The organism is Polaromonas sp. C04, assembly GCF_002002705.1.
Classification (GTDB): domain Bacteria; phylum Pseudomonadota; class Gammaproteobacteria; order Burkholderiales; family Burkholderiaceae_C; genus Rhodoferax_A.
In genome coordinates, this window is the sequence record NZ_MUNS01000031.1 from 227,049 (window position 1) to 249,474 (window position 22,426).

At 62.2% G+C, this 22,426-nt stretch carries 21 protein-coding genes and 4 pseudogenes; 15 read left to right on the forward strand and 10 right to left on the reverse strand.

Annotated features, from left to right (window positions below; genetic code table 11):
* Positions 1–27 precede the first annotated feature (27 nt).
* The 3 genes and pseudogenes from B0E49_RS11960 to B0E49_RS11970 all read right to left on the reverse strand — a co-directional run.
* A pseudogene (locus B0E49_RS11960) lies at positions 28–556 on the reverse strand (aldehyde dehydrogenase family protein); the annotation flags it as partial.
* A 2-nt stretch (positions 557–558) separates the two neighbouring features.
* A protein-coding gene (locus B0E49_RS11965; RefSeq protein WP_144264539.1) for an IS6 family transposase occupies positions 559–1,280 on the reverse strand; the annotation gives its coding sequence in 2 pieces (ribosomal slippage) (positions 559–780 and positions 783–1,280; 720 coding nt in all).
* A gap of 41 nt (positions 1,281–1,321) precedes the next feature.
* Positions 1,322–1,642: pseudogene (locus B0E49_RS11970) on the reverse strand (aldehyde dehydrogenase family protein); the annotation flags it as partial.
* 235 nt (positions 1,643–1,877) lie between these two features.
* On the opposite strand from B0E49_RS11970, the gene B0E49_RS11975 reads away from it, so the two are divergent.
* The 6 genes from B0E49_RS11975 to B0E49_RS20215 all read left to right on the forward strand — a co-directional run bounded on the left by B0E49_RS11975 (position 1,878) and on the right by B0E49_RS20215 (position 6,916).
* Positions 1,878–2,765 carry a GNAT family N-acetyltransferase gene (locus B0E49_RS11975; RefSeq protein ID WP_077562422.1) on the forward strand — a complete coding sequence of 296 codons (888 nt, stop codon included), beginning with the start codon at positions 1,878–1,880 and terminating at the stop codon, positions 2,763–2,765.
* 184 nt (positions 2,766–2,949) lie between these two features.
* Positions 2,950–3,723, forward strand: a complete 774-nt coding sequence (locus tag B0E49_RS11980; protein ID WP_077562423.1) for a cupin domain-containing protein — start codon at positions 2,950–2,952, stop codon at positions 3,721–3,723.
* 37 nt (positions 3,724–3,760) lie between these two features.
* Complete coding sequence (locus B0E49_RS11985) at positions 3,761–4,687, forward strand: 2-hydroxyacid dehydrogenase (protein WP_077562424.1); 927 nt, start codon at positions 3,761–3,763, stop codon at positions 4,685–4,687.
* 40 nt (positions 4,688–4,727) lie between these two features.
* Complete coding sequence (locus B0E49_RS11990; RefSeq protein WP_077562425.1) at positions 4,728–5,723, forward strand: ornithine cyclodeaminase family protein; 996 nt, start codon at positions 4,728–4,730, stop codon at positions 5,721–5,723.
* Complete coding sequence (locus B0E49_RS11995) at positions 5,720–6,691, forward strand: threonine/serine dehydratase family protein (RefSeq protein WP_077562426.1); 972 nt, start codon at positions 5,720–5,722, stop codon at positions 6,689–6,691. The genes B0E49_RS11990 and B0E49_RS11995 overlap by 4 nt, the downstream gene beginning before the upstream one ends.
* 51 nt (positions 6,692–6,742) lie before the next feature.
* Entirely contained in the window at positions 6,743–6,916 is a 174-nt protein-coding gene (locus B0E49_RS20215) for a hypothetical protein (RefSeq protein WP_217349241.1), read from the forward strand.
* 233 nt (positions 6,917–7,149) lie between these two features.
* On the opposite strand, the gene B0E49_RS12000 is transcribed toward B0E49_RS20215, so the two are convergent.
* From B0E49_RS12000 to B0E49_RS12015, 4 genes are read right to left on the reverse strand one after another with little or no spacing between them, the layout of a single operon-like run.
* Positions 7,150–7,650 (reverse strand): Lrp/AsnC family transcriptional regulator, encoded by a 501-nt coding sequence (locus B0E49_RS12000; RefSeq protein ID WP_077562427.1) that lies wholly within the window; start codon positions 7,648–7,650, stop codon positions 7,150–7,152.
* Positions 7,651–7,665: 15 nt separating this feature from the next.
* Positions 7,666–9,024, reverse strand: a complete 1,359-nt coding sequence (locus B0E49_RS12005) for an aspartate aminotransferase family protein (RefSeq protein ID WP_077562428.1) — start codon at positions 9,022–9,024, stop codon at positions 7,666–7,668.
* Positions 9,021–10,127 carry a phosphotransferase gene (locus B0E49_RS12010; RefSeq protein ID WP_144264541.1) on the reverse strand — a complete coding sequence of 369 codons (1,107 nt, stop codon included), beginning with the start codon at positions 10,125–10,127 and terminating at the stop codon, positions 9,021–9,023. Before B0E49_RS12010 ends, B0E49_RS12005 begins: the two co-directional genes overlap by 4 nt.
* A complete protein-coding gene (locus tag B0E49_RS12015) occupies positions 10,127–10,792 on the reverse strand; it encodes a haloacid dehalogenase type II (RefSeq protein ID WP_077562429.1) in 666 nt (221 codons plus the stop codon). Before B0E49_RS12015 ends, B0E49_RS12010 begins: the two co-directional genes overlap by 1 nt.
* Before the next feature lie 355 nt (positions 10,793–11,147).
* Here B0E49_RS12015 and B0E49_RS12020 point away from each other — a divergent pair, with 355 nt between their 5' ends.
* Positions 11,148–12,551, forward strand: coding sequence for an aspartate aminotransferase family protein (locus tag B0E49_RS12020; RefSeq protein WP_077562430.1), 1,404 nt, complete (start codon positions 11,148–11,150; stop codon positions 12,549–12,551).
* Between the two features lie 76 nt (positions 12,552–12,627).
* Entirely contained in the window at positions 12,628–13,125 is a 498-nt protein-coding gene (locus B0E49_RS12025; protein ID WP_077562431.1) for an Lrp/AsnC family transcriptional regulator, read from the forward strand.
* A gap of 21 nt (positions 13,126–13,146) precedes the next feature.
* Here B0E49_RS12025 and B0E49_RS12030 read toward each other — a convergent pair.
* Positions 13,147–13,635 (reverse strand): annotated as a pseudogene (locus B0E49_RS12030) (M20/M25/M40 family metallo-hydrolase); the annotation flags it as partial.
* 282 nt (positions 13,636–13,917) lie between these two features.
* Here B0E49_RS12030 and B0E49_RS20220 point away from each other — a divergent pair.
* The 5 genes and pseudogenes from B0E49_RS20220 (at position 13,918) to istB (ending at position 18,042) form a co-directional block, all read left to right on the forward strand.
* On the forward strand, positions 13,918–14,280 hold the full coding sequence (locus B0E49_RS20220) for a hypothetical protein (RefSeq protein WP_144264542.1): 363 nt from the start codon (positions 13,918–13,920) through the stop codon (positions 14,278–14,280).
* Between the two features lie 387 nt (positions 14,281–14,667).
* Complete coding sequence (locus B0E49_RS12040) at positions 14,668–15,060, forward strand: DUF2784 domain-containing protein (protein ID WP_353647349.1); 393 nt, start codon at positions 14,668–14,670, stop codon at positions 15,058–15,060.
* A gap of 262 nt (positions 15,061–15,322) precedes the next feature.
* The gene (locus B0E49_RS12045; protein WP_077562434.1) at positions 15,323–16,006 is read left to right on the forward strand and encodes a hypothetical protein; all 684 of its coding nucleotides are present in this window, start codon (positions 15,323–15,325) and stop codon (positions 16,004–16,006) included.
* Between the two features lie 391 nt (positions 16,007–16,397).
* The gene (locus tag B0E49_RS12050) at positions 16,398–17,402 is read left to right on the forward strand and encodes a Dam family site-specific DNA-(adenine-N6)-methyltransferase (RefSeq protein WP_077562482.1); all 1,005 of its coding nucleotides are present in this window, start codon (positions 16,398–16,400) and stop codon (positions 17,400–17,402) included.
* Positions 17,356–18,042, forward strand: a pseudogene (gene istB / locus B0E49_RS12055) (IS21-like element helper ATPase IstB). Before B0E49_RS12050 ends, istB begins: the two are co-directional and overlap by 47 nt.
* Positions 18,043–18,342: 300 nt before the next feature.
* Here istB and B0E49_RS12060 read toward each other — a convergent pair.
* Positions 18,343–19,704 (reverse strand): hypothetical protein, encoded by a 1,362-nt coding sequence (locus B0E49_RS12060; RefSeq protein WP_077562435.1) that lies wholly within the window; start codon positions 19,702–19,704, stop codon positions 18,343–18,345.
* Between the two features lie 851 nt (positions 19,705–20,555).
* On the reverse strand, positions 20,556–20,696 hold the full coding sequence (locus B0E49_RS20545; protein WP_168175050.1) for a hypothetical protein: 141 nt from the start codon (positions 20,694–20,696) through the stop codon (positions 20,556–20,558).
* A gap of 87 nt (positions 20,697–20,783) precedes the next feature.
* Here B0E49_RS20545 and B0E49_RS12065 point away from each other — a divergent pair, with 87 nt between their 5' ends.
* Both B0E49_RS12065 and B0E49_RS20915 read left to right on the forward strand, forming a co-directional pair.
* Positions 20,784–21,656 (forward strand): hypothetical protein, encoded by an 873-nt coding sequence (locus tag B0E49_RS12065; protein WP_077562436.1) that lies wholly within the window; start codon positions 20,784–20,786, stop codon positions 21,654–21,656.
* A 460-nt stretch (positions 21,657–22,116) separates the two neighbouring features.
* Positions 22,117–22,392: a RidA family protein gene (locus tag B0E49_RS20915; RefSeq protein ID WP_077562437.1), complete on the forward strand. Its 276-nt coding sequence runs from the start codon at positions 22,117–22,119 to the stop codon at positions 22,390–22,392.
* Positions 22,393–22,426: the final 34 nt, after the last annotated feature.

The window sequence follows — 22,426 nt, forward strand, 5'->3', positions numbered from 1 at the left end:
GCCCATCGTGGGTGCAAAACCGCACCCTTAATGTGCGGCAGAAAAATCGACCAGCACGCTTTTGAAACCCAGATTGGCTTCCACCGTCTGGCCTCCCAAATCCTTGCCAATGCCCCGATTGGTGGTAGCCGCCAGTGGGTATGACGAAGTCCGCGCTGCACCCATAGCGGTTGATCCACACCGTGCCGGCAGATATGCCGCGCATGCAGCGCAGTGCCCGACCTATGTCCGCCGTGTGCACGCCCGCAGCCAAACCGCAGTGGGCGTGTGCCGCCAGCGCCAGGCCTTCGTCTTCCGTGTCGAAGGTGTCTTCCTGCACTGCCGGGTTGTCGGCCAACACGCCTCGCAGCAGCGTGGGCTGGAAGTAGGCGCCACCCGGGCCCCCTTCGAACAGGCCACCACCGCAGCGCACCTGGGCGCCCGCAGTGCGCGCCCGCTCCACTATGTCGAGGATGCGCGCGGCCTGCGGCGCAGAGATGATGGGTGAAAGCGTGGTTTGCGCGTCCCAAGTGGCACCGGGGCGAAGAGCCGAAAAGGGTTGCGCTGCCGGCCTGTTGATCAAGCTGCAAGACTGTAGAACTGGTTGGCTGCCGACATGGCTTGGCCGCCGGGGCAGTCCAACTGCCCCTTCTTGATCATGTGCATGGTCTCGATTCCGGCGATGAGGATCCTGGCGCTCAAAAACGACTTCAAGCCCAACATCGGTCGGGTGATCCGCTTGATGGCCCGGTGGTCCTGTTCGACGATGTTGTTGAGATATTTGCTCTGGCTCATCAAGATGTCGACGCAGGCGTCGGCCTTGACGCTCTCCTCTCTATAGCCGCCGTGTTGGCGCCGCTTTTGTCGATGGTGATCGTCTCTGGGACATCGTGAAGGCCAATCGCGCGTTCCAGAAAACGCCGAGCCGCCGCAAGATCTCGCTTGGCAGTGAGCAAAAAATCTACCGTGTCGCCAACTTTGTCGACCGCACGGTACAGGTATTTCCATTCGCCCGAAATCTTGATGTAGGTCTCATCCATGCGCCAGCTTGGGCCCACGGGCCTTTTGCGCCGACGTAACACGCCGGCCAGCACCGGCAGGATCTTGATCGCCCAGCGATGAACTGTGACGTGATCAACGACCACACCGCGTTCCTGCATCATCTCCTCAATGTGGCGCAGGCTCAGCGGGTAGGCCACATACCAGCGCACGCAGGTCAGCATCACATCAAGCGGGTAATGCAGTCGCTTCAGGACTTTTCGCAGCGTGCTGCTGATCAGACTTTGGCGGAAATCGGGCATGGGGCACATTGCCGCTGACGCTTACCGCAACAGATCCCGGTGGCGTCTCGCACGGGCCGGGTGGAGCACACAGCCTCCAGCGGCGCCATCTGCGGCGCGTCGACCTCAATCAGATCAGCGCAGCGGCGCAGCACACGGGCACGCTCGCGGGGTGCGCAGCGCGCCCAGTCGGACGTGCACCAGGCGCGCCACGCATCCTGCACCGCGGCAGCCACGGTGGTTGCGTCGGCCACGGGCAATTCACCATGCACCTGCCCGTCGGAGGGGCGCAGCACCGTGCGACGCGCTGCGGCGGAAACCAACTGGCCGCCGATGTAATGGCCGGATGGTGCCGCAATGGATTGGGGGTCGAAAAGTAGCATGGCAAAGGATCGCCCGCAGGGGTCTGGGCGGGAGGTGGAAAAGGATGGTTGATGCTAGGCACCAAGGCCCGGCATTTGTGTCCGTAAAAGCTCCTCAGGCCGCAGTAAATTGCAAATCCGCAAAGCCCCGCAGACGATGCTTGCAAGTTGCGGGCAAACCCCAATTCGGCACTGGTGCAACGCCGCGATGTCGTCCATGATAGGCACCAATTTCCATTGCCGTGAGGTGCTTTCCATGTCGTTGAAGCCCGGTGTCTCGCTCTCGTCCGTCGCCGATGACGGAGTGGTGCTGCGCCCCATGACCGCCGACGACCTGCTCCAGGCGTACGCCCTGTCGGCCGAGCAGCGCTGGCCCCACCGCCCGGTGGACTGGGAGCAGGTATTCGCACACAGCGAAGGCCTGGTGGCCGAGCGTGACGGCAAGGTTGTGGCTACGGCGCAGCGCTGGCTCTGGGGCGACCACCACGCCACCATCGGCCTCGTGATCGTGTCGCCCGCGTGCCAGGGCCGGCGAATCGGCCACCGGCTGATGAGCGCGCTGCTGGACGGCATGGACGACCGCACCTTACTGCTGCAGGCCACGGCCGAGGGCCGTGGCCTTTACGAGCGGCTGGGTTTTGTGCGCACCGGCGAAATCCGCCAGCACCAGGGCATGGCGCAACCCACCCCGCTGATCGCTCTGCCTGCCGGCTGGCGCCTGCGCCCCGCCGGACTGAACGAAGCCGCCGTCCTGTACCGGCTGGATGAAGACGCGCGCGGCATGCCACGGCCCGCACTCATCGACGATCTGCTCGCCCAGGCCGATGCCTGCGTGGTGCTGGACCACGACGGCACTCCAAAGGGCTTTGCTATCCTGCGCCGGTTTGGCCGCGGCCACGCCATCGGTCCCGTGGTTGCACCCGACCCTGAAAGCGCCAAGGCGCTGATCGCCCACCTGGCCGGCATGAACGCCGGGCGCTTCACCCGCATCGATATCGACTTCGACTCTGGGCTGACCGAGTGGCTGGAGGGCATTGGCCTGCTGCGCGTGGAGGCCCCCACCACGATGGTACGCGGCGCACCGCTTCAGCACCCCGTCGGCGCGCCCCGGTTGTTCGCCATCGTGACGCAGGCGCTGTGCTGAAGGCCCGCTGATTCCAGCAACCTGCCCGAACAACGACAAGCAACATGAGACAAGACATGAGCCAACGATTTGTCCGTCTGGCAGAGCAGGCCCGCGCCCGCGTGCGCATCTTGATCGACGGGGAGATGGCCGCCGCACTCGCCGGCGACATCGCTCCTTCTTCCTCCTTCCATTGAAAACCAGCATGTCCAACCTGCAGCCTGCCTTGGCCCGTGCGGCCCATCCAGCCTCTGCGCCTTCCTTCATCGACCTGCGCGCATTTGCACGCGACCCCCGCCAGGGCGTTGCCGTGGCGTCTTCCGCGGGAGACGATCCTTTTCTTGCCCACCGCCACGCGCTGGACTGGACGCCGGGCCCGGTGACGGCGGGCGTCATCACGCTCGACGCCGGCAGTGGCGAAGTGCAAGCCCTGCCGGCCGATGAATTCATCCTCGTCCATGAAGGCCGCCTGACCCTGGCGCAACAAGGCGAGAAGCAGGACCTCCCCCTGACCCTGGAGCCGGGCCAGAGCGCCGTGATCCCACGCGGGGCGGCGTTCACCTGGTTGGCATCGACTCCGGTATCGCTCATCTTCACGCGCTACAACCTCAGCCAGCCGGGCAGTGGCGTCATCGTGCCCATCCAGCAATCGCCCGAACTCAAGCCTTCGGGCACGCCGCCCGTGGACCTGCTGACCACGCCCTCGCCTTCCTGCCGCAACTTCACCGACTACCTGTCCGCAGACGGCGAGTTCATGTGCGGCACCTGGGATTCCACGCCCTATGCGCGCCGGCCCCTGTTCTACCGCCACTATGAACTGATGTACCTGCTCAAAGGCAGCGTGGACTTCGTAGATGAAACCGGGCGCGGCGCCACCTTTTCGAAAGGCGCCATCTTCCTCGTCGAACAAGGTGCAAGTTGCACCTGGGACAGCCGCGAAGACGTCGCAAAGGTGTACGTCATTTACCGGCCCAAATAAGCAGGGCCAATTGTTTTCAGTGCCATCGCAGGCTCACATGACATTTCTCTATAAAGCCGATCCGAACAGAGGCGCGACATGGAAAAAACTCCTGGCCCGCGAGATGCCGGAGTTGCCGTTTCGGATCTGGCCCGATATCGGGAACCCAAAGGAGGTGCGTATTCTGGCCACGTGGCAGCCACCGCTGGACCTGACCACGCAGTTCCCCAACCTGGAAATCCTGTTCTCCACCGGCGCCGGCACCGACCAGTTCGACTTTGCCGCCATCCCGCCCACACTGCCGGTGGTGCGCATGGTTGAGTCCGGCATTGTCCAGGGCATGGTCGAGTACGTGACGCTGGCCGTGCTGTCCCAACACCGCGACTGGCGCACCTACCAGGACCAGCAGCGCGCCGGCACCTGGCAGGCGCATCCCGTGCGCCCGGCATCGTCGCGCCGCGTGGGCGTGCTGGGCCTGGGCAACCTGGGCCGCGCCGTATTGGACCGCCTGCATGCCTTCGGTTTTTCGTGCGCGGGCTGGAGTCGATCGCCGCAACAGATCTACGACGTGGAATGCCACCACGGACCCGCCGGCCTGCAGGCACTGCTGGCACGCACCGAGATTCTGATCTGCCTGCTGCCACTGACCGACAGCACGCGGGGCATCCTCCGCAAGCGGCTCTTCGACCAGTTGCCACACGGCGCCACCGTGATCAACGTGGGACGAGGCGGCCACCTGGTACAGGACGATCTGTTGCGGGCGCTGGATGCCGGACAGCTTTCCAGTGCCGTGCTGGACGTGTGTGACCCGGAACCACTGCCACCGGAGCACCCTTTCTGGAGCCATCCCAAGGTGGTGCTCACACCGCATATCGCCAGCATGACGCAGCCCGAAACTGCGGTTGATGCCGTGATCGACAACCTGCGCCGCTACCGGCAAGGCCTGCCGATGATCGGGCTGGTGGACCGGGCGCGGGGCTACTGAGGCCCAGCCCATCCCAAACAACCATCAGAAGAAAACCCCCATGAAAACACTACTGCTCAACAAAGAAGACGTGGGTCGCCTGATCCACATGAGAGAAGTCATCGAGACGGTGGAGGAGGCCTACAAGGCCTTCAACAGCGGCCAGGTGACGCAACCGCCCTACACCTGCATCCACCTGCCCCCGCCCCGGGGCGAGATCGACTTCAAGCTCAGCCACTGCGAAGCCAACGAGATCATCTCGATGAAGGCCTCGTCCGGCGGATTCCCGAACAACCCCACGGAGTATGGAGTTCCCAGCGGCATGGGCACGGTCCTGCTGTTTGACGCGCGGACCTGCGCGCTCATCTGCGCAATGGATGGCAGCCTGCTCACCGGCCTGCGCACCGGGGCGGCCGGTGCGGTGTCGGTCAAGGCGCTCGCCCGAAAGAACGCAAAGACCGTCGCTTCCATCGGCACCGGCAACCAGGCGCGGATGCAGATCCGCGCGATCCGCGAGGTGATGCAGATTGAGACCATCCATGCCTGGGACCACCACCCCGAGACCCTGGCCCAGTACCAGGTCGACATCGAACGCGAGTTCGGCATCCCTGTGGTGGCGGCACGCTCCAAGCAGGCGGCGGTGGAGCAGGCCGACATCATCGTAACCACCACACGCGGCAAAGGCTCGCTGGTGGAGGCGGCCTGGGTGCAGCCGGGGACGCACATCGTCGCCATCGGCACCGACACCTATGGCAAGCAGGAATTTGAGCCCGAGATTTTCAGGGGCGCCAAGATCGTCAACGACTCGATCGTGCAGTGCGTCGAAAAGGGGGAAACCTGGCACCCGCTGAACCGGCAAATCATCCGCCGCGAAGACATTCACGCGGAGCTAGGGGAAATCCTGCTGGGCAAGAAGCCGGGGCGCGAGACCGACAACGAGATCACGATCTTTGACTCCACCGGCATGGCCATCCAGGACAACACCACCGCAGCACGCATCTACCGCAATGCCATCGCCGGCCAGGTCGGCACGGCCTTTGAGTTCATTCCATCATGATTCCCCTGCTCGAACATCCCACCCTCCAGGACATCCACCAGGCCCGCGAGCGGCTGAAGCCCCACATTAAGCGCACGCCGATATTGCGTGCGGAAAAAATCGAGAAGACCGTGGGTTGCCAGCTTTATCTGAAGCCTGAAACCCTGCAAGTCACGGGCGCCTTCAAGATCCGAGGCGCTCTGAACAAGGCACTGTCTCTCTCCAAAGAAGAAATCGGCAGCGGTCTCATTGCGACCTCTTCGGGCAACCACGCCCAGGGGATTGCCTATGCCGCCAGGATGCTGGGTGTCAAGGCGACCATCGTCGTTCCGGTGACGACACCCAGGATCAAGATCGAGAACACCCAAGCCCTGGGGGCGGAGGTGATTCTTTTCGACGGCGACACCGCCGCCCGATGGAAAAAGGTGTGCGAGATCGCCGCAGAGAACAATTACACGGCGGTTCACGGTTTCGAAGACCCGCTGGTCATGGCCGGCCAAGGGACCATCGGATGCGAGATCCTGGAGGATCTGGAGGGGGTGGACACCGTCATCGTTCCCCTGGGCGGCGGGGGCCTGATCTCGGGCATTGCCACCGCCATCAAGGAAACGAAGCCGTCGGTGCGGGTCATCGGCGCGGAGCCCGCCTTGACGCCCAAGTACTACCAAAGCCGCATCAACCAGCAGCGCACGTCGCTTCCCCTGAAAAATACCATTGCCGATGGGGTGCGAATCAGCGTGCCGGGGCAGAACCCCTATCCCATCATTGAGAAGTACGTGGATGAGATCGTTCTGGTGGAGGACGAACACATCATCGCGGGCATGCGCGCGCTGGCCAAGGATGCGAAGCTGATCGCGGAACCGGCGGCCTCCATCGGCCTTGGCGCCCTGCTGGCTGGCAGCGTGAAGCTCAGGTCCGACGAAAAAGTCTGCTTGGTGCTGAGCGGTGGAAACTGGGACCTGTGCGACTTGGCCGATATCTACAAATAGCATTTTTCTTTCGCGTGAACTGAAGAGTTCACGACCCGAGCCCCCACGCACATGCGTGCGCTGGCCAAGGAGGCGAAGCTGACCGCAGAACCGGCGGCCTCCATCGGCATCGGCGCCCTGCTCGCCGGCAATGTGAAAGTCAGACCGGACGAAAAAGTCTGCGTGGTTCTGACAGGGGGAAACTGGGACCTTTGTCAGCTCGCCGAGGCCTTCGCCGGTGATTGAGTAGCATTAGCAAACGATCGACGATTTGCGACGGTGCAGCGCCGGCGCCTCCAAGCTCGTCCGTACCATTGCCAACGGACAACCCCCTGACCATGCGCCATCCCCAGCCCTAATACATGACAGACCTTGGTGCAGATTCTGGCTGTATCGGGATCCGGTGCTTCTCATTCGGTCTCTCAATCGAGTACGCGAGGGCGAGGAGCAGTCAGCGGAAGTCTCGTTCCCAACGAGCATTACTCCCAGCGCTTGCGGGTCGCGATGATGCTCAGAGGGTATTCACGTCGGTTCAGCGGCTGACGCAGGACGATCCGGCTGGCGAAACGTTCGATGCCAATTTCCTCTGCCAACATCTTGTCCATCAGCGCCTGGAAATAGCCGATGCCCGGCGCCACGATCTTCAACAGGTAGTCATAGCCGCCGCTGACGTTGTAGCACTCGGCAATCTCCTGGTACTTCCCGACAGCCTCCTCGAACTTGCGAAAGTCATGGGGAGTATGACTGTTGATGGTGACCTCGGAGAACACAACAACGTGCTCACCCAGTTTTTCCAGTGCGATGTCGGCGCCGTAGCTGCGAATAAGTCCAACCTCTTGCATCCGCTTGGTGCGCAGCAAGCATGGGCTGGGACTGAGGCCCACGTGATTTGCGAGGTCCACGTTCGAGCAGCGCCCTTCGCGCTGAAGATGCACCAGTATCTTGAGGTCAAACCGGTCAAACGAAACCACGGAACTCATGGCGCCATCGTACCGTCAAGTCGACTTGGGCGCTGTGATTTGCGCCTGGGCCAACGATTGGTCCAGTACATCGATCACGATGGCGGCTTGCTCCTCCGACAACACGAGTGGCGGACGAATCTTGAGTACGTTGTGACCTTGGGCGCAGGCGCTGAGCAGCACGCCTTTGTCGCGCATCAGGTTGACCACCCGGCTGGCTAAGCTGCGGTCCGCCGCCCGCGTCGTGCGGTTCGATACAAGTTCGACACCTACGAAGAGCCCTGCCCCCCGCACATCGCCAATGGCATCGTGCTTTGCAGCGAGCCCGGCGATGCCATCGAGCAGCTTCTTGCCGACCTTGGCGGCGTGGGGCATCAGCTGTTCCCGTTCGATGGTCTCCAGCACCGCCAGCGCCGCTGCACATGAGACAGTGTTGCCGGCAAAGGTATTGAAATACCGCGAGTACTCGCCGAACTCCGCCAAGGCGTCGGCGGTCGCGAGCAGTCCGGCGATGGGCTGGCCGTTGCCCATCGGTTTGCCCAGCGTGACAATGTCGGGAACGAGGCCGTGGCGCTGGAAGCCCCACATGTGCCCGCCGGTACGACCAAAGCCGGGTTGCACCTCGTCGGCGATGAATAGGCCGCCAGTGCGCTTGATGGCCTCGACGGCTCCTTTCAGGAATCCTGCAGGCTCGGGCAGGATGCCGTCGCTGGTGAAAAGCGAATCAACGATCAGGGCCGCCGGCTTGATGCCGTGGCGCTGCAGGTCCGCGATGGCCGCTTCGACGTCACGCGTGAAGCGCTCGCCAAGGTCTGCGCCCTCGGCGTGGTACAGGCGGGGCGCAGGCACCAACCGAACGTGTGGGCCCAGATCCACCGTCACGCCCAGCGACGGCGAGAACTGCGACACGGCGTCAGTGATGCCGTGGTAGGCGGTGTCGGTGACGATCACTCCCGTGCCCCCCGTGCGCACCTTGGCGATGCGATAGGCCAGGTCGTTAGCCTCGCTGCCGGTGCAGGTTAGCATCAGGTGGGCCAGGCCGGTACCGGGCACACTGGCAAGCAGGCGCTCGGCCAACTGGAGGATGGTGTCATGCAGGTAGCGTGTATTGGTCGCGAGCGTCTGCACCTGGCGACAGATGGCTTCGGCCACCGCAGGGTGGCAATGCCCGAGCGAAGTGACGTTGTTGTAGGCATCCAGATAGCGACGGCCTTCGGGGTCGATCAGCCACGCGCCTTCGCCGCGCACGATGTGCAACGGGTGTTCGTACATTAGCCGGTAGGCCGGGCCAAGCAGCGCATTGCGCCGCGCAATCATGGCCTCTGTGGCGGGCTCGACCTTGGCGCGCCCGGGAATGTAGGCGTTGACCATGTTGAAGTCGGCGATGGTTTTCATGTGGCAGTTCCTTGGTGTGTGGGAGTCAGCAAGCGGTCGCGCGCTTCGTGGCGTGAGAGGTCCGCCATCTGCGACAGCGCCTCCCAGGCTGCAGGGTTGTGGCGCATGATATATGCCCGGTTTTCGGGGTAGCGCAAGGCGCGCCATTCCGAGATCAGGGCTGTGATGAGGTGGCGCGTGGCCATGAGGTCAGCGACGATGTCCTGCTCCGCCGCTGTCAGCGGCAGCACGGCCTGGTAGGCACCGACGAACTGCGCCGGCCCCTCGAACGGATCGGCGTTACCGGTCATGTGGAAGGCGGCCGCTGTGGCCACCTCGCCGACCAGTGGCGCATGGAGCATGTCGCCGAAATCGATGATGCCGGTGATGCGCGCCTGGTCCTCGGGCGCAACCAATACGTTGTAGAGGTGGTAATCGTTGTGGATCACCTGCGCTCGCAGCGAACCCAGGCGGGGCAGCACATGCTCCGTAAAGCGTGTCATGAACGACTGCGCAAGCGTGCGCCGTGGCCCTTCGGTAAGGCTGTGCAACTGCACCTTGAGCTGATGCGCGGCAGACACGTTCCACAGCAGGTCGTGCGCAGCTGCGGGGTGCGTGAAGCCTTGCAGGGCGAGGTTCAGTTCGGCCATACCTCGGCCCATCGCCATGCGCTGCGCAGCGGTGCGCGGCGTATTCCTGATCTGGGTGCCTTCCAGGTAAGTCAGCATGCGCACCGAAGTGCGGGCGCCATCGGCGAGCACCACAGTGTCACGCGTTCGGCCATCCACCGTGCGCACCACGCGGGGAACGGGCTGCCTGGGCGACGTGCGGGCGATGTGCTCAAGGGCGGCAACCTGAAAATCGACCAGCGGCACCGGCTCGCTGGGGTTACTGATCTTGAACACGTAGCGAGTGCCATCGGCCGTCTCTACGGCACAGTTCTGGTCACGCTCGCCAGCCAACGGCTCGATGGTGCTGCCGTCGATGCCGTAGAGGCGTGCCACCAGTGCCTGCACCTCGGCCGGCGCCAGGTTGGGCGCCGCAGTGCTCAGCTCCGCAGCCTCGTTTGGGCTTTGCGGCGGCACAGCCTCGGGCTGCCCACGGTGTGCGTCGGAGCTGAACATCAGAGGCCTAGCAGCGCGGGAAGCTGACGAACGTCGGTCACGCGGTTCACCCCGTAGTTGGTTGACGTGGGCTCGTGACCGCGGTCGATGAAGGCCTTGGCCATGAAGCCCAAGTCAGACGCCGTCATCAGGTCGTACCGAAAGCTCGACGAGACATGCATCATCTGTTCGGGTCCGCAGCCGAGCTGGTCGAACATGTACTCGAAGGTCTGCATGCGCGGTTTGTAGGCGCGCGCTTCTTCTGCAGTGTAGACAGCGTGAAAATGAGCCTTGAGGTGCGCAACGCTGTGGGGGATGAGGTCGACCATCGAATTCGACAAAATCACCAGCGGCACGTGCGGCGCGATAGCTTCCAGCACCTCCACCACGTTAGGGTGCGGCTGAAAGGTCGACACCGCAGCGTACAGAGCGACCGCGTCAGAGGCCAGGCATTCGATGCCATGCGCCTTGCAGGCTCGCTGGATGGAGTTCTCCAACACGTCGTAAAAGGGTTTCCAGTCGCCGAGCACCTCGTCGAGGCGATAGGCCCGGAAACTGTCCAGGAACGCTGGCATCCGGTCGACCGGCACGCGGTCCTTGAACAGTACCTTTGCCGTCGTACCCATCTCGAAGTTGATGAGAGTGCCGTAGCAATCGAAGCTAATGAATTTGGGTTTGAAAATCATGGGTTGATCCGCTGCGTTGAGACGGAATAATTCTATGGATACCTCCCATTCAGGAGATGCCATATCGCACCCGACCCCAGGCAGATTCGTTGTCAATGCGCAGGGTGTCTGGCATTTTTTGCCACACCGGTTCGAGCGACAAATGCACATCGCGCGGCACGAAAGCTCCCGGACGGCCACAGCCAAACGATGTGCTGTCCAGACCCCAACAACCGCACGCTACTGCGTGCAACCCACTCAAAGCAGCATCACCTTGGCTGGCAATCCCTCTAACCTATGAGCACCTTGCGAGGTGTTGCGATGCAGTTCGTACCGCCCCTCGTGCCCTTTCCCCCAGTCACCCACGGATGCCGCCATGACCCACTCCGAAGCCCTTCCTCAGATCGCCGCACTGGACGCACTGGACCGCGCCCATCTCATCCACCCCGTAGTCCCCTGGCGCACGCATGAGGCGCGCGGTCCCAATATCCTCACGGCCGCGCAAGGCGTCTGGCTCACGGACGGCCGGGGCCACCAGTTGCTGGATGCCTTTGCAGGCCTGTGGTGCGTGAACGTGGGCTACGGGCAGGAGAGCGTGGTGCAGGCCGCTACCGAGCAGATGCGCAAGCTGCCCTACGCCACTGGGTACTTCCACTTCAGTAGCGAGCCCGCCATCCGCCTGGCCGACAAGCTGGTGCAGATCACGCCCGCATCTCTGCAGCACGTGTACCTCACGCTGGGAGGGTCGGAGTCCGTCGATGCGGCCGTGCGCTTCATCGTGCAGTACTACAACGCTATCGGCAAGCCGAGCAAAAAACATTTCATCGCGCTGGAGCGCGGCTACCACGGCTCCTCGTCCACCGGCGCGGGGCTGACGGCGCTGCCCGTGTTCCATCGCGGGTTTGACCTGCCGCTGCCCACGCAGCATTACATCCCCTCGCCCAACCCCTACCGCGCGGCTAATCCCGCTGACAGCCAGGCCATCATCGGCGCCTCGGTGGCGGCCCTGAAGGCCAAGGTTGCCGAGCTGGGCGCGGAGAATGTAGCCGCTTTCTTCTGTGAGCCCATCCAGGGCTCGGGCGGCGTCATCGTACCGCCCCAAGGCTGGCTCAAGGCTATGCGCGAGACTGCCCGCGCACTCGACATCCTGTTCGTGGTGGACGAGGTCATCACCGGCTTTGGCCGCACCGGCCCCATGTTTGCCTGCCTGGCCGAAGGCGTGGAACCCGACCTGATGACTGTGGCCAAGGGATTGACCTCGGGCTATGTGCCCATGGGTGCCACGCTGATGAGCGACAACGTGTACTCGGCCATTGCCGATGGTGCCCCCAAAGGTGCCCCCATCGGCCACGGTGCCACCTACTCGGCCCACCCGGTCAGCGCGGCCGTGGCACTGGAGGTGCTGCGTTTGTACGAAGAAGGCGGCGTGTTGGCCAACGGGCAGCGTGTGGCACCGGTGTTTGCCCTAGGCTTGGATGATTTGCTGGCCCATCCACTGGTGGGGGATTCGCGCCATCGCGGCCTGCTGGGCGCGCTGGAGCTGGTCAGCAGCAAATCCACCAAGGCCGGCTTCGCCCCTGCGCTGGACCTGCCCAGCCGCATCTCGGCCGCGGCATATCGCAACGGCATCGTCTTCCGTGCGTTTGGCGACAACATTCTGGGCTTCGCACCTGCACTCACTTTCACCACGTCCGACTTTGGCCTGATGTTCGAGCGGGTGAGGAAAACACTGGATGACGTATTGGCCCACGCCGATGTGCGTGCCGCCCTGAAAGACTGAGCAGGTGTAATCCCGCTCGCGCTGCCCCTGCTATCACGTCACAATAGGATCTGTCCTCTTTTACGCACCGCCCAAAATGACGAATGAAGCACTGAAAATCGACCGACTGGATTTGCGCATTCTGGCGCAGCTGCAAAAGAGCGGCCGCATGACCAATGTGGACTTGGCTGATGCGGTGGGCTTGTCGCCAAGCCCCTGCCTCATCCGCGTCAAACGGTTGGAGCAGGCAGGCTATATCGCGGGCTACGGGGCGCACCTGCGCCTGGAAAAGTTGGGGGACACCCTGACGGTGTTCACCGAGATCACCCTGTCAGACCACCGACGCGAAGACTTTACCCGCTTTGAAGTGGTGCTGCGTGGCGTTGACGAGGTGCTGGAGTGCCATCTGGTGAGTGGCGGCTACGATTACCTGCTGCGATTCCTGACCCGTGGCGTAAACCACTACCAGGAGGTCATGGAAGACCTGCTGGAGCGCAATATTGGCATTGCCAAATACTTCAGCTACATCGTCATCAAGTCGCCCTTCATCAAAACACACTGCCCGATCGAGCGCCTGTTTCCAAATCAGCAGTGAGTGCTGATGTGGAATTCGCCACTAATTTGCAACTAGAGCGCAAGCAGCCACCTCGCAAAACCAGCGCACCCCCAAAGGGAGTGCCTCATCATTGAAGTCGTAGCAAGGGTGGTGCAAGGCGCGGTCACCGTCTGGGCCGGGCTCTGCTCGCCCCTGGCCCAGCCACAGGTAGGCACAACGCTTGCGCTGCAGCATGAAAGCGAAGTCTTCTGAGGTGAAAGCTGCATGCGGAGCCCCCTGTGCCTGCAGACCCACAGCCTGCGCGGCCTCCAGCGCCAGTGTGACCTCGGCAGCGGTATTGGTTGTGGCTGGGTAGTAACGCTGGTATTTCACCTGCACATCCGTGCCATTGGCCAGTGCCACTCCCCGGGCCGTGTCGCGCAGGGCGGCTTCAATGCAGTCTTGCGCGGTGGCATCAAAACTGCGCACAGTGCCGGTAATCTGAACTTCCGCCGGCAATACGTTGTGGCTGTGCCCGCCCTCAATGCGGGTCACTGAAAGTACCGCATTGACGGCCTCGCCGGTCAACGGGCCGCTCACAAACTGGTCAATCGGCTCCTTGGGGATGTGCGGCAATCGCCGCATTCTTCTTCGTGTTGCTTGGCATAGATGCCACTTGTCGTCCTGCTATGCCTCGCACACGAAGTTCAGGACAGGCTCTCGGCGTTTGCTTCAGGCCGCAGACGAATGCCTTCTCTCCTGTGGCTGCATCCAGGGTGAAGTCACGAGCCGTGAACGGAAATATAAACGTAGTGCCTATTCCTATTGACGCTCAAATCAACAGGAGTCACCATGAGTTCACTTGAAAACCCCAATAGCCCTGCGCAGTCGGAGTGCGCGCAGCAGAATTACCTGAAACGAGCTCTTAATGGTCGCATTGCGACTGTCCCGCGTCAAAGCGTTCAGAGCTGCGAAAAAGTCATCGAAGTATTGACTTGGTACCTGGACGAAATGGTAGACGCGTTGGAGGACGCGATACGATGCTATATCTGCGTTGAACCCGACGACCCCAGCGAGTATCGATACCATTTGTATTTCGAATCAATTCGCGAGACGCAGCAACTCCTTCGTGACTTGAAGCAAGACTGGCCGCACCTTGACCTCCCACAGGTCTATCCGTCTGACGTTGAGTGCGACGACGACACTGAAGGCTGAACAGTCGTAGACGACCATTCAGGCAGCACTTATCAAAACCGTTTCGAACGCAATAGGTCTGGCGATTGGATGAACCATACGCGTCTCGAGACGCGTCTTGGGCTCATAAAGCGGGACGCAAGCGGACTGTCGCATCAAAAGTCACCCATGTAGACGGTGGTCTAGGCTGTGGATAAAGGTATGCACCACTGGCGAAGGTGGCGTCCCTCATGGGCATGCCGTTAATGCTCAAAGAACGGGCACACATACCGGCCCTCTTGACCCGCAGTGGGCAGACTTTCCACCAGCGCCAGGCGTTCACGAGTAGGCGAGGCAAAGTGGGGACAATGCAACCCCTCAGGCAGGAATCGGCCCAAATCGGTCACGCTTGCCTCGTGCTCGTTTGGCATGAACCCTCTTGTCGATATCCTTATGTATTTTCGTATTGTGGCTGACGGCGTCCTCCTGTTCCACTTGGGATTCATCCTGTTTGCAATTTTTGGCGGCGCACTCGCCGCCTGGCGCCGCTGGATGCCAGATGTTCATCTCCCAGCGGCGGCCCGGGCAGTCTTTGTCGAGCTGACGGGCCGCATCTGCCCGCTCACCGACCTTGAGGACCACCTTCGCATCCGAGCAGGGCAATCAGGCTACACGGGAGGCTTCGTCGAGCACTACCTTATCGAGGTCATTTATCCATCCGGGCTGACGCGCGAGGTCCAGTTCATACTCGCGGCTGTAGTCGTTGGCATCAACGTCGCAATTTATGCCTGGATTGCGCTTCGCCGGGCGGCTCAATGCTGAGATGCCTAGCCACTCAATGAAGCGACCGGCACCCTTGGGTGCCGCAGCGGCCACAGCGGTGCATTGACACCGGCGCGGTCGATTGAACATTGCATACTCAAGGGTCAAGTGACCCATCCTCGACGCAGGCCTGAAATCCAGCGACCCGGGCCAGCGATGCAGGTCAGAAAGGCCGCTGTGCCGCAGAGCAAAAGGCTAAACACATCCGCTAAACCAGAGCGAGGACACAACGGCCCTCGTTTTTTGAACTTATGGAGATGCAATGAGCAACTACAGCTTTCCCAATCCGGCGGACGACAGCAAGAGTCAGCTGACCTACAGTGTCGCGGCGGAGTTTATCTACAGGCTCGACCTGTTCCTGGAGCATCAGGACAAGAACTCCAATGACGGCTGTGTTCCTGTCGAGGTGGTTCGCACGGTCGGGCACTGCGCCGAGGCAGCCCTTGAGATGCTCTTCTGGGCTGCCGGCGACTCCAAGTCGGCCCACGAAGGCAGCACACCTCGTTGCTCGGTGGCAGACGACGCGGATGCCTGCGAAATGATTGCCGGAGTCGCTGAAGTGCTCGACAGACTCTTCCAGTCGCAAACCGTGTCACGGACCGCCGTCGCGCCCAACCAGGCGAAATGGCAGCTGATGACTACCGTCGCCGGGGAATTCTTCCTTCGCCTTGGCGCGCTGGCGGAGAACGTAGCAAACCAGGCTCAGAACACTGTCGACTACTGTGACGTTGAGATGCTGCGAGGCTGTGTGGACGCAGCCATGGGAATGGTGTATGAACTCAGTAGCGCTACCTGGCTGGCCGGCCACGCCATGCCCGCTCGAGCCATCCTTGCCATGTACGACCACGTGCGCAGCCATCGCTTGGAGTGCGCGGGTCCGCAAGCGGTGCAGCTTATTCAGGACGTGTACGAGGCCGTAACGAGTCAGGTGATTTCGCAGGGCTGAGCGCCGACGCCTTGACTGGGCAGCCGTAGTCGTAAGCGAAATTGAGAAGGGGTCGACCACCGCCTTAACAGGCTGCTGAAATCCCCCACGCGAGTACGCCGCAGCCTGCCCGGGCGGTTTAGCTTTGCACTCAGACTGCAAGGCGGCCCGGCCATGGCTTGTCCATGAGGTCCCAGCACGGGCGGGGCAGCGTGTTCAAGCTGACCCCCTGCAGGGCGACACGGGCGCCGCTCTGGTTCAGCCGTCCCACAGGTCATGAGTGCGCGCGAAATGGACGCTCTGCGCGGCTTTTCACGCCCAAGTGCGAGCAAGGAAGGCCCGCGAGGGGCCTGTCCTGCTGGCGGTTCGGGGCTAATCCGAGCGGAGGCTAAAACCGATTGCTTGACGCGGAATGAACTATTCATTCCCAACTCAAGCCGCCGCTGGTCAGTCATCCTCACTCGCCAGCACCTTCGCAAACCCAAGCGCCGCTGGCATCAGTTCCAGCTCAGGCGCTCCGTTCCTTAAATGGGCCGGGAGCAAACGCCGCCTGTTGTCCCAATTGCTACCCCTGTTGCCCCAAGGTCAGCGCCTGATTGAGCCCTTTGTCGGGGCCGGCAGTGTCTTCATGGCTAGCCGCTTTGAGCAGTACCTGCTGGCCGACACCAATGCAGTGCTGATGGCTGTGTATGCCCAACTCCAAACTGACCCCGCTGCATTGGTCAGCCAAGCCCAGGCCCTGTTTGTCGAGGGCAACCGCAGCCCAGAGGCTTACAACGCTCTGCGTAGCAGGTTTAACGACCCGGCGACGCCTGAACCTGAACGGGCGGCCCTGTTCATTTACCTGAATAAATTTGCCTTTAACGGGCTATACCGGGTTAACAAGCGGGGCCAGATGAATGTGCCCTTTGCCCACCATGACAAATTGCCGGCGTTTCCAACGGAGGCCACTGAGCGCTTTGCCACGAAGTTGGGGCAAGCCCAGCTGCTATGCACAAGCTTCGAGGACACCATGGCGCAGGCGAGGCCCGGTGACGTGGTCTATTGCGACCCACCATATGTAGACCGAGAAGATGCGCAAGGCAACGCGTCTGCCAGCTTCACTGCTTACAGCAAGAACCGCTTTGGCATGGCACAGCAAGAGAAGCTGGCAAGCCTGGCCCGCGAACTGGCCGAGCAGGGCATCCCTGTAGTGGTGTCGAACCACGACACCCCCACGGCGCGACGCCTGTATGCCGGGGCCACGCTGCACACCGTGTATGCCCACCGCTCGATGGCATCAAACATCGGTGCGCGGGGCAAGGTGGCCGAACTGGTGGCGGTGTTTGGCGGGCACCCTGCACCAACTCTGAACCCTGCGCCTGGATGGCATGGCTGCCGCCTTGACCAACCCGGCAAACCAAATCGCTGCCGCTGAATTGCCCTTTGAACAACGCCTGGCTCTGCTGGTGCAACGGGAGGTTGATTGGCGCGACAGCAAGCGTCTGGAGCGCCTGTTGAAGGCCGCCCGGCTGAAGGTCTCCTCGGCTTGCCTGGAGGACATTGACTGGAGAAGCAACCGCGGCATCAGCCGCGAAGTCATTGGCGCCCTGGCCGGCGGCGACTGACTGCGCCATGGCCACAATGTGCCGCTGACCGGTGCCACCGGTTACGGCAAGACCTGGCTGGCGTGTGCTCTGGGCCAGCAGGCAGCCCGCTTGGGTTTCTCGGTGCTCTACGCCCGCGCCCCTCGCTTGCTGGAGGAGTTGCATGTGGCGCATGGCGATGGCAGCTTTGCGCGCAGGCTGGGCCAGTTAGCCAAGCTGGACCTGCTGATACTCGATGACTCCGCCATCGCACCCATTGCCGCGCATGAGCGCAATGATTTGCTGGAATTGTTGGATGACCGGGTGGGCAGCCGCTCCACGCTCATCACCAGCCAGTTGCCGGTAACAGCCTGGCATGCCTGGCTCGATGAGCCCACCCTGGCCGATGCCATCTTGGACCGCATCGTGCACGGCTCGCACAAGATGGCGCTCAAAGGTGAGTCCATGCGAAAGCTGGCCAAGGCCGCTTAAGCCGCCCCGCAATCAGCCCATTCCACATTCATCGCGGACAGTTGGGATACGATTGCCACTGTCACTCAGGACACCAGCGCAGGGTGTCCGCCATCAATGGAATGCGCACAAAGCTTTCAAAAAGTTGGTTGGACATTGATATAGGCCCTGTGTTTAGCCTTTTTTGCTGTCGCCAGGAATCTGTCCTGGCGAAGCCGCCGGGGCTCCGGTTTGCGCAAAAGAGTGACGCCCCAGCAAGAAAGGCCCGCGAGGGGCCAGTCCTGCGGGCGGTTCGGGGGGAATCCGAACCTTCAAGGCGCTCTACGATGCATTGGCCCAATCGTGCTCATCCACTGCATCGCAGCTATGGCAAACCAGGCGCTCCCCATCGGCAGCACCAATCGTCTCGACCAGCGCCCACACGGCCGCGTCGCCGGACAAGTGGCGGCCCGGCAGGCGTGCTTCGGGATGCGTGCTTCCGACGGCGGCGCTCTTGCCGGTGAAATCCGAAGGCCAGGCGACTTCGCGGGTCACGATACGGCCGTTCCTGAGGTTTTCCAGTGCCAGCGGGCAGACCCCCTTTTCGGCCCAGATTCGGTACGCCTGCTGAAACCGCTCGTCCGTCACGTCCATCGCAACCACGCACACCTGGGAGCCGACTTGCAGCACCAGCACATAGCACGACTTGTTACTGTCCGCACGCAAGGCCACCTGCTCGACCCGTGCGCCGAGTGGCTCAGATTCCAGGGCATCATGGAATTCCCGTACCACCGTATTTTTCAGGTACAGGCGGTCGTCGTCTCTCTGAGCGCCCTCCAGGAAGTGGGTGACCTTCCTCAGCCGACCGATGGCAGCAGCTTCGATGCCACACCATCGGATGCGGGGCATCCGATGCATGACATGCGCGGGCAACGCCTGGCGCACAGCGCCCTGGCCCTGCGTTGGCGAATACACCGTCACGATGTGGTTACCGCCGGCGGGCGGGCCCTCGGGGTCGTGACCGGTTTCCTCCACCGCCCGCGTGCGCTCCTGGAGATATTTCCAGGCATACATCCGCATGGGCCGCTGAAACGAGCTCCCCTCGCACCCTTGCAGGCCGAGAATCATGTTCTCGCCCATGGGGATGCCCCGCAAATGCAACGCTCCGGCGCAGTCGAACACCAGCAAAACGCAGCCCTGCCTGCACGCCCGGGACAAGGAGGTGCCCTCCTGGGTGAAACACAGGGACGGCGGGCTGGTACCGTCCTGTGAATACCCCTGCGACAGCTGGGTTTGCGTGACCAGTCCCAGGAAGACGGCATTCCTCCAGGGGTCCCCGGTCAAGTTCCCAAAGCAATCCAAGGTCGCAGTCAGCAACTCGGCAATGGCGTGTTTCATCTGCGCTGGCAGAGTGAAGTACCAGACCACATAGTCGCTCAAACAGGGCGGAATGAGCCCCGGCAGGTCGCGGCCCGACAGCGCAAACAAGGCCAGGCCGCCGGATTGTGCAGCCGCCTGGTCTCGCATGTCACCCACCAGCGCCGGCAAGAAGGCTCCGTGCTCGGGGGGCACGCCAGCAGGCAGTCCGGCACTTTGGAGTGCGCGATTGAGCGCCTCCTGCGAGACCTCGGGGCGAAAACCGCTGTCGTTTTCGGGTCGCGAGTCAAGCAAGGATTGGAGGGGGTTGTTGGGAAAATTAGACATGGGTCTCCTGCAAATGAGTTGGTGGAAATCCGTCTAGCCAGATGTTTTATTCCTTTTGAAGGTGGCCCTGGGCCGCCCCGGGGCTTGAGGTGGCTCCAAGCCTCGAGAAGATGGAACGATGGGGAAGCCAAACCAGCTCTCACCCGAGGTGAGCGAACGCACCTTCCGTATGGTGGTTGAGTACCGTGGCGAACACCCGTCCCAACGGGCCGACGTTTCGTCGCAAGACTCACACAACTGATGACCGAGGTCCTTGACAAGGGGCTCGCTCTTTACTCGACGCTCCATCGGCCTCTCGTTGTATTAGCGCGGTGGGCCCTTGGGGGCTTGCCTTCGTATCAGACTCAGCACCCGCGCCGCCAGTCTCGCGCCCTCCCCCGGCTGGACGACCAAGCTCGTTCAGCGTCCCTCACACGTCAACCACGCACGCCCACTGGAATGCCGGATTCTCAAAGACCAAGTCCGCAGCGCGCGGGGCTGAGTGCATGTCACGCACATACCCGCGTGGATTTCGTCACCAGCGCCGCCAAGGCGGGTGTGCCTACCTGGGCCATCCAACGCCAAACTGGCCACAAGTCCGAGCACATGGTACGGTGCTACATCAGAGGCCTCGGGCTGTTCGAGCAGAACGCGCTCAAGTCGGTTCTGTAGCCCCTCCATCACCAACACTTCCACAGGCCCACATTGGGCCCCGTGGGGGGTCGGCACACAGCCCGTAAAGGCTTTCAACAATGAAACTCCCACCTATCGCCCCAGCTGGCAGGCTTGGCAATGCCACGGCCATCGGTGCCGCCGGCACCCGCACCGTTTGGACCCTTGCCGGTATCTTGAGCCACTTCGTACCGGCCCGTTCACTCCAGCGTGTCGGTGCGCAGTAGTTGGGTCGTCTTCAGTGCCCCTTGGCTTGGCTGCAGGTGTTTCGGCACGGCGCGTTCAAGGCCATCTCGGCATTTCCCGGCCATCACGTCGCCCAAGTCGTAGTCGGCATTCAATGGACCGGCGAGTTCTTGATTTTCTCAAGCCCTGGCCCCATGGGCGCAGACCCGTGGCCCGACTAGAATCTGCTTGAAGCGTCGCTGATGGAGCAGGCCGGGCCGCTTGGCAGCGCCGACCAGCGGCTGCTGCGCCAGCATCTGGACCGGCAGTGGGCTCGGGCTTTGCAAGCCACGCACGGGGCTCCCCGTCTCAAAGCCCTGCTGACCCGCTGGCAGGCGCGCGGCATCCACCTGGCGATGGCCCAGATCCTGGCGGCACACGCCGTCTACGCCGATCCGCACGCTGTCCACTTGCTGCGCTCAGCCGGTTCGCGTTCCATCGCGGTTTACAACTGGCTGTGCGCGACCAAGATTTACCGAGTCACCCGCTGCGCAGCGCTGCGTCTCGAGCCCGCCTGGATGGCACACGCCGTATGTCATCGCGGAGCGTGCACCGACCGCCTGCTGGAGGCCATCGATCTGCGCGAGCCACTGCGCGCCATGATCAGGCAAGGGTTTGGTTTAAGCCATGGCGAGATTCGCTACCTGAACCGGGTCGTGGGGGCACGAGAAATCAGTGCCGAGCGCTTTGAGATCTTGATACGGCACGTCGTACCATTGCCGCCGCAGGCTCGACCCACTACGTTCAATGGCGTGGTGGCGCTGGCCGAAATGTACAACCAGCTTATGCGCGATTCTGCGCATTCCACTGATGTCGGACAGGAGATTGCGGTGTTCGTCTCGCTTGTGAGCGCAGACCAGGCAGTGTTCGTCGGCCCCTCCGATATGGGCCCCGGGTGGGGCTACAGCATTAAAGCGTTCGACCGCAAAGACGTACTTCAGCCGGAAATCGTCATTAACGCCGACACCTCCATCGGCAAGGGCATGCGGCCGACCTACGACCTGATGTGCCAGGCCGCAGGCTACGACGGCTCAACGAACTACGGCAAGGACGGCGAATGGCGAGCAAGTCAATAGGCGCGGTGGCCGGACTACAAATCTGCGGGAAACCGGGTTAGCGAAGTAATCGGCCTACTGCCGCAAATCGCGCCGAAGAAGCACGTGTTGTCGTGTTTGTGGCAAGGTGGAATGCGGTGCTGCGGAAGACCGATGTAGCAATGGTGCAAATTGCCCGCGGGTTAGCGTGGTCCTGGGTGACGTCATCGACATTGGTGAATCGGCTTGGTGGTTCGCAGCCGCCACGCCGATATCCCGTTTGAGAGAGTGAGCAAGACGACGTACCCGATGCGGCACCACATTCCAAGTGCAATGATGGAGCAAACCATGGTGCAACGCAATCGCAAAATTCCCCTCAAACCGACCAAGTCCCGAGCCGCCCTCACGATCACCCACCCCAACGCCGCCGGCATCTACATCGGCAGTGCATCCCACTTCTGTGCCGTGCCTCCAGACCGCGACGACCAGCCGGTTGACGCAAGTGGGCAGCGACAAATCCCGCTTGCTAACGGCACAAAACTGGCTGCGCGATATCGATCGCGACTTTGCGGGCATGAACGCCGCCTGGGGAGAATGGGTCGATCCCAAGGCGGTCCCCACCCGGGCCACTTGCGAAGCCCGCCTGCAGGTGAGCGTCGCAGTGATTGCAGCGGACTTCATTCCGAAGTATGGCAGCCTGGATGAGGTCCAGGAGGCGCCACTGAATGGCTCTGGATCCACAAAAACGAACGGCTCCATAAATCTTCGGGTGGATTGACTCCCGTTCAGAAACGAAGCCCCCTTCCGTTAAC

Bases quoted from the DNA above. Each gene is read 5' to 3' on its own strand.
- B0E49_RS11975 (WP_077562422.1), top strand. From the start codon at position 1,878: ATGTCGTTGAAGCCCGGTGTCTCGCTCTCGTCCGTCGCCGATGACGGA.
- B0E49_RS11980 (WP_077562423.1), top strand. From the start codon at position 2,950: ATGTCCAACCTGCAGCCTGCCTTGGCCCGTGCGGCCCATCCAGCCTCT.
- B0E49_RS11985 (WP_077562424.1), top strand. From the start codon at position 3,761: ATGACATTTCTCTATAAAGCCGATCCGAACAGAGGCGCGACATGGAAA.
- B0E49_RS11990 (WP_077562425.1), top strand. From the start codon at position 4,728: ATGAAAACACTACTGCTCAACAAAGAAGACGTGGGTCGCCTGATCCAC.
- B0E49_RS11995 (WP_077562426.1), top strand. From the start codon at position 5,720: ATGATTCCCCTGCTCGAACATCCCACCCTCCAGGACATCCACCAGGCC.
- B0E49_RS20215 (WP_217349241.1), top strand. From the start codon at position 6,743: ATGCGTGCGCTGGCCAAGGAGGCGAAGCTGACCGCAGAACCGGCGGCC.
- B0E49_RS12000 (WP_077562427.1), bottom strand. From the start codon at position 7,650: ATGAGTTCCGTGGTTTCGTTTGACCGGTTTGACCTCAAGATACTGGTG.
- B0E49_RS12005 (WP_077562428.1), bottom strand. From the start codon at position 9,024: ATGAAAACCATCGCCGACTTCAACATGGTCAACGCCTACATTCCCGGG.
- B0E49_RS12010 (WP_144264541.1), bottom strand. From the start codon at position 10,127: ATGTTCAGCTCCGACGCACACCGTGGGCAGCCCGAGGCTGTGCCGCCG.
- B0E49_RS12015 (WP_077562429.1), bottom strand. From the start codon at position 10,792: ATGATTTTCAAACCCAAATTCATTAGCTTCGATTGCTACGGCACTCTC.
- B0E49_RS12020 (WP_077562430.1), top strand. From the start codon at position 11,148: ATGACCCACTCCGAAGCCCTTCCTCAGATCGCCGCACTGGACGCACTG.
- B0E49_RS12025 (WP_077562431.1), top strand. From the start codon at position 12,628: ATGACGAATGAAGCACTGAAAATCGACCGACTGGATTTGCGCATTCTG.
- B0E49_RS20220 (WP_144264542.1), top strand. From the start codon at position 13,918: ATGAGTTCACTTGAAAACCCCAATAGCCCTGCGCAGTCGGAGTGCGCG.
- B0E49_RS12040 (WP_353647349.1), top strand. From the start codon at position 14,668: ATGAACCCTCTTGTCGATATCCTTATGTATTTTCGTATTGTGGCTGAC.
- B0E49_RS12045 (WP_077562434.1), top strand. From the start codon at position 15,323: ATGAGCAACTACAGCTTTCCCAATCCGGCGGACGACAGCAAGAGTCAG.
- B0E49_RS12050 (WP_077562482.1), top strand. From the start codon at position 16,398: ATGAACTATTCATTCCCAACTCAAGCCGCCGCTGGTCAGTCATCCTCA.
- B0E49_RS12060 (WP_077562435.1), bottom strand. From the start codon at position 19,704: ATGTCTAATTTTCCCAACAACCCCCTCCAATCCTTGCTTGACTCGCGA.
- B0E49_RS12065 (WP_077562436.1), top strand. From the start codon at position 20,784: ATGGAGCAGGCCGGGCCGCTTGGCAGCGCCGACCAGCGGCTGCTGCGC.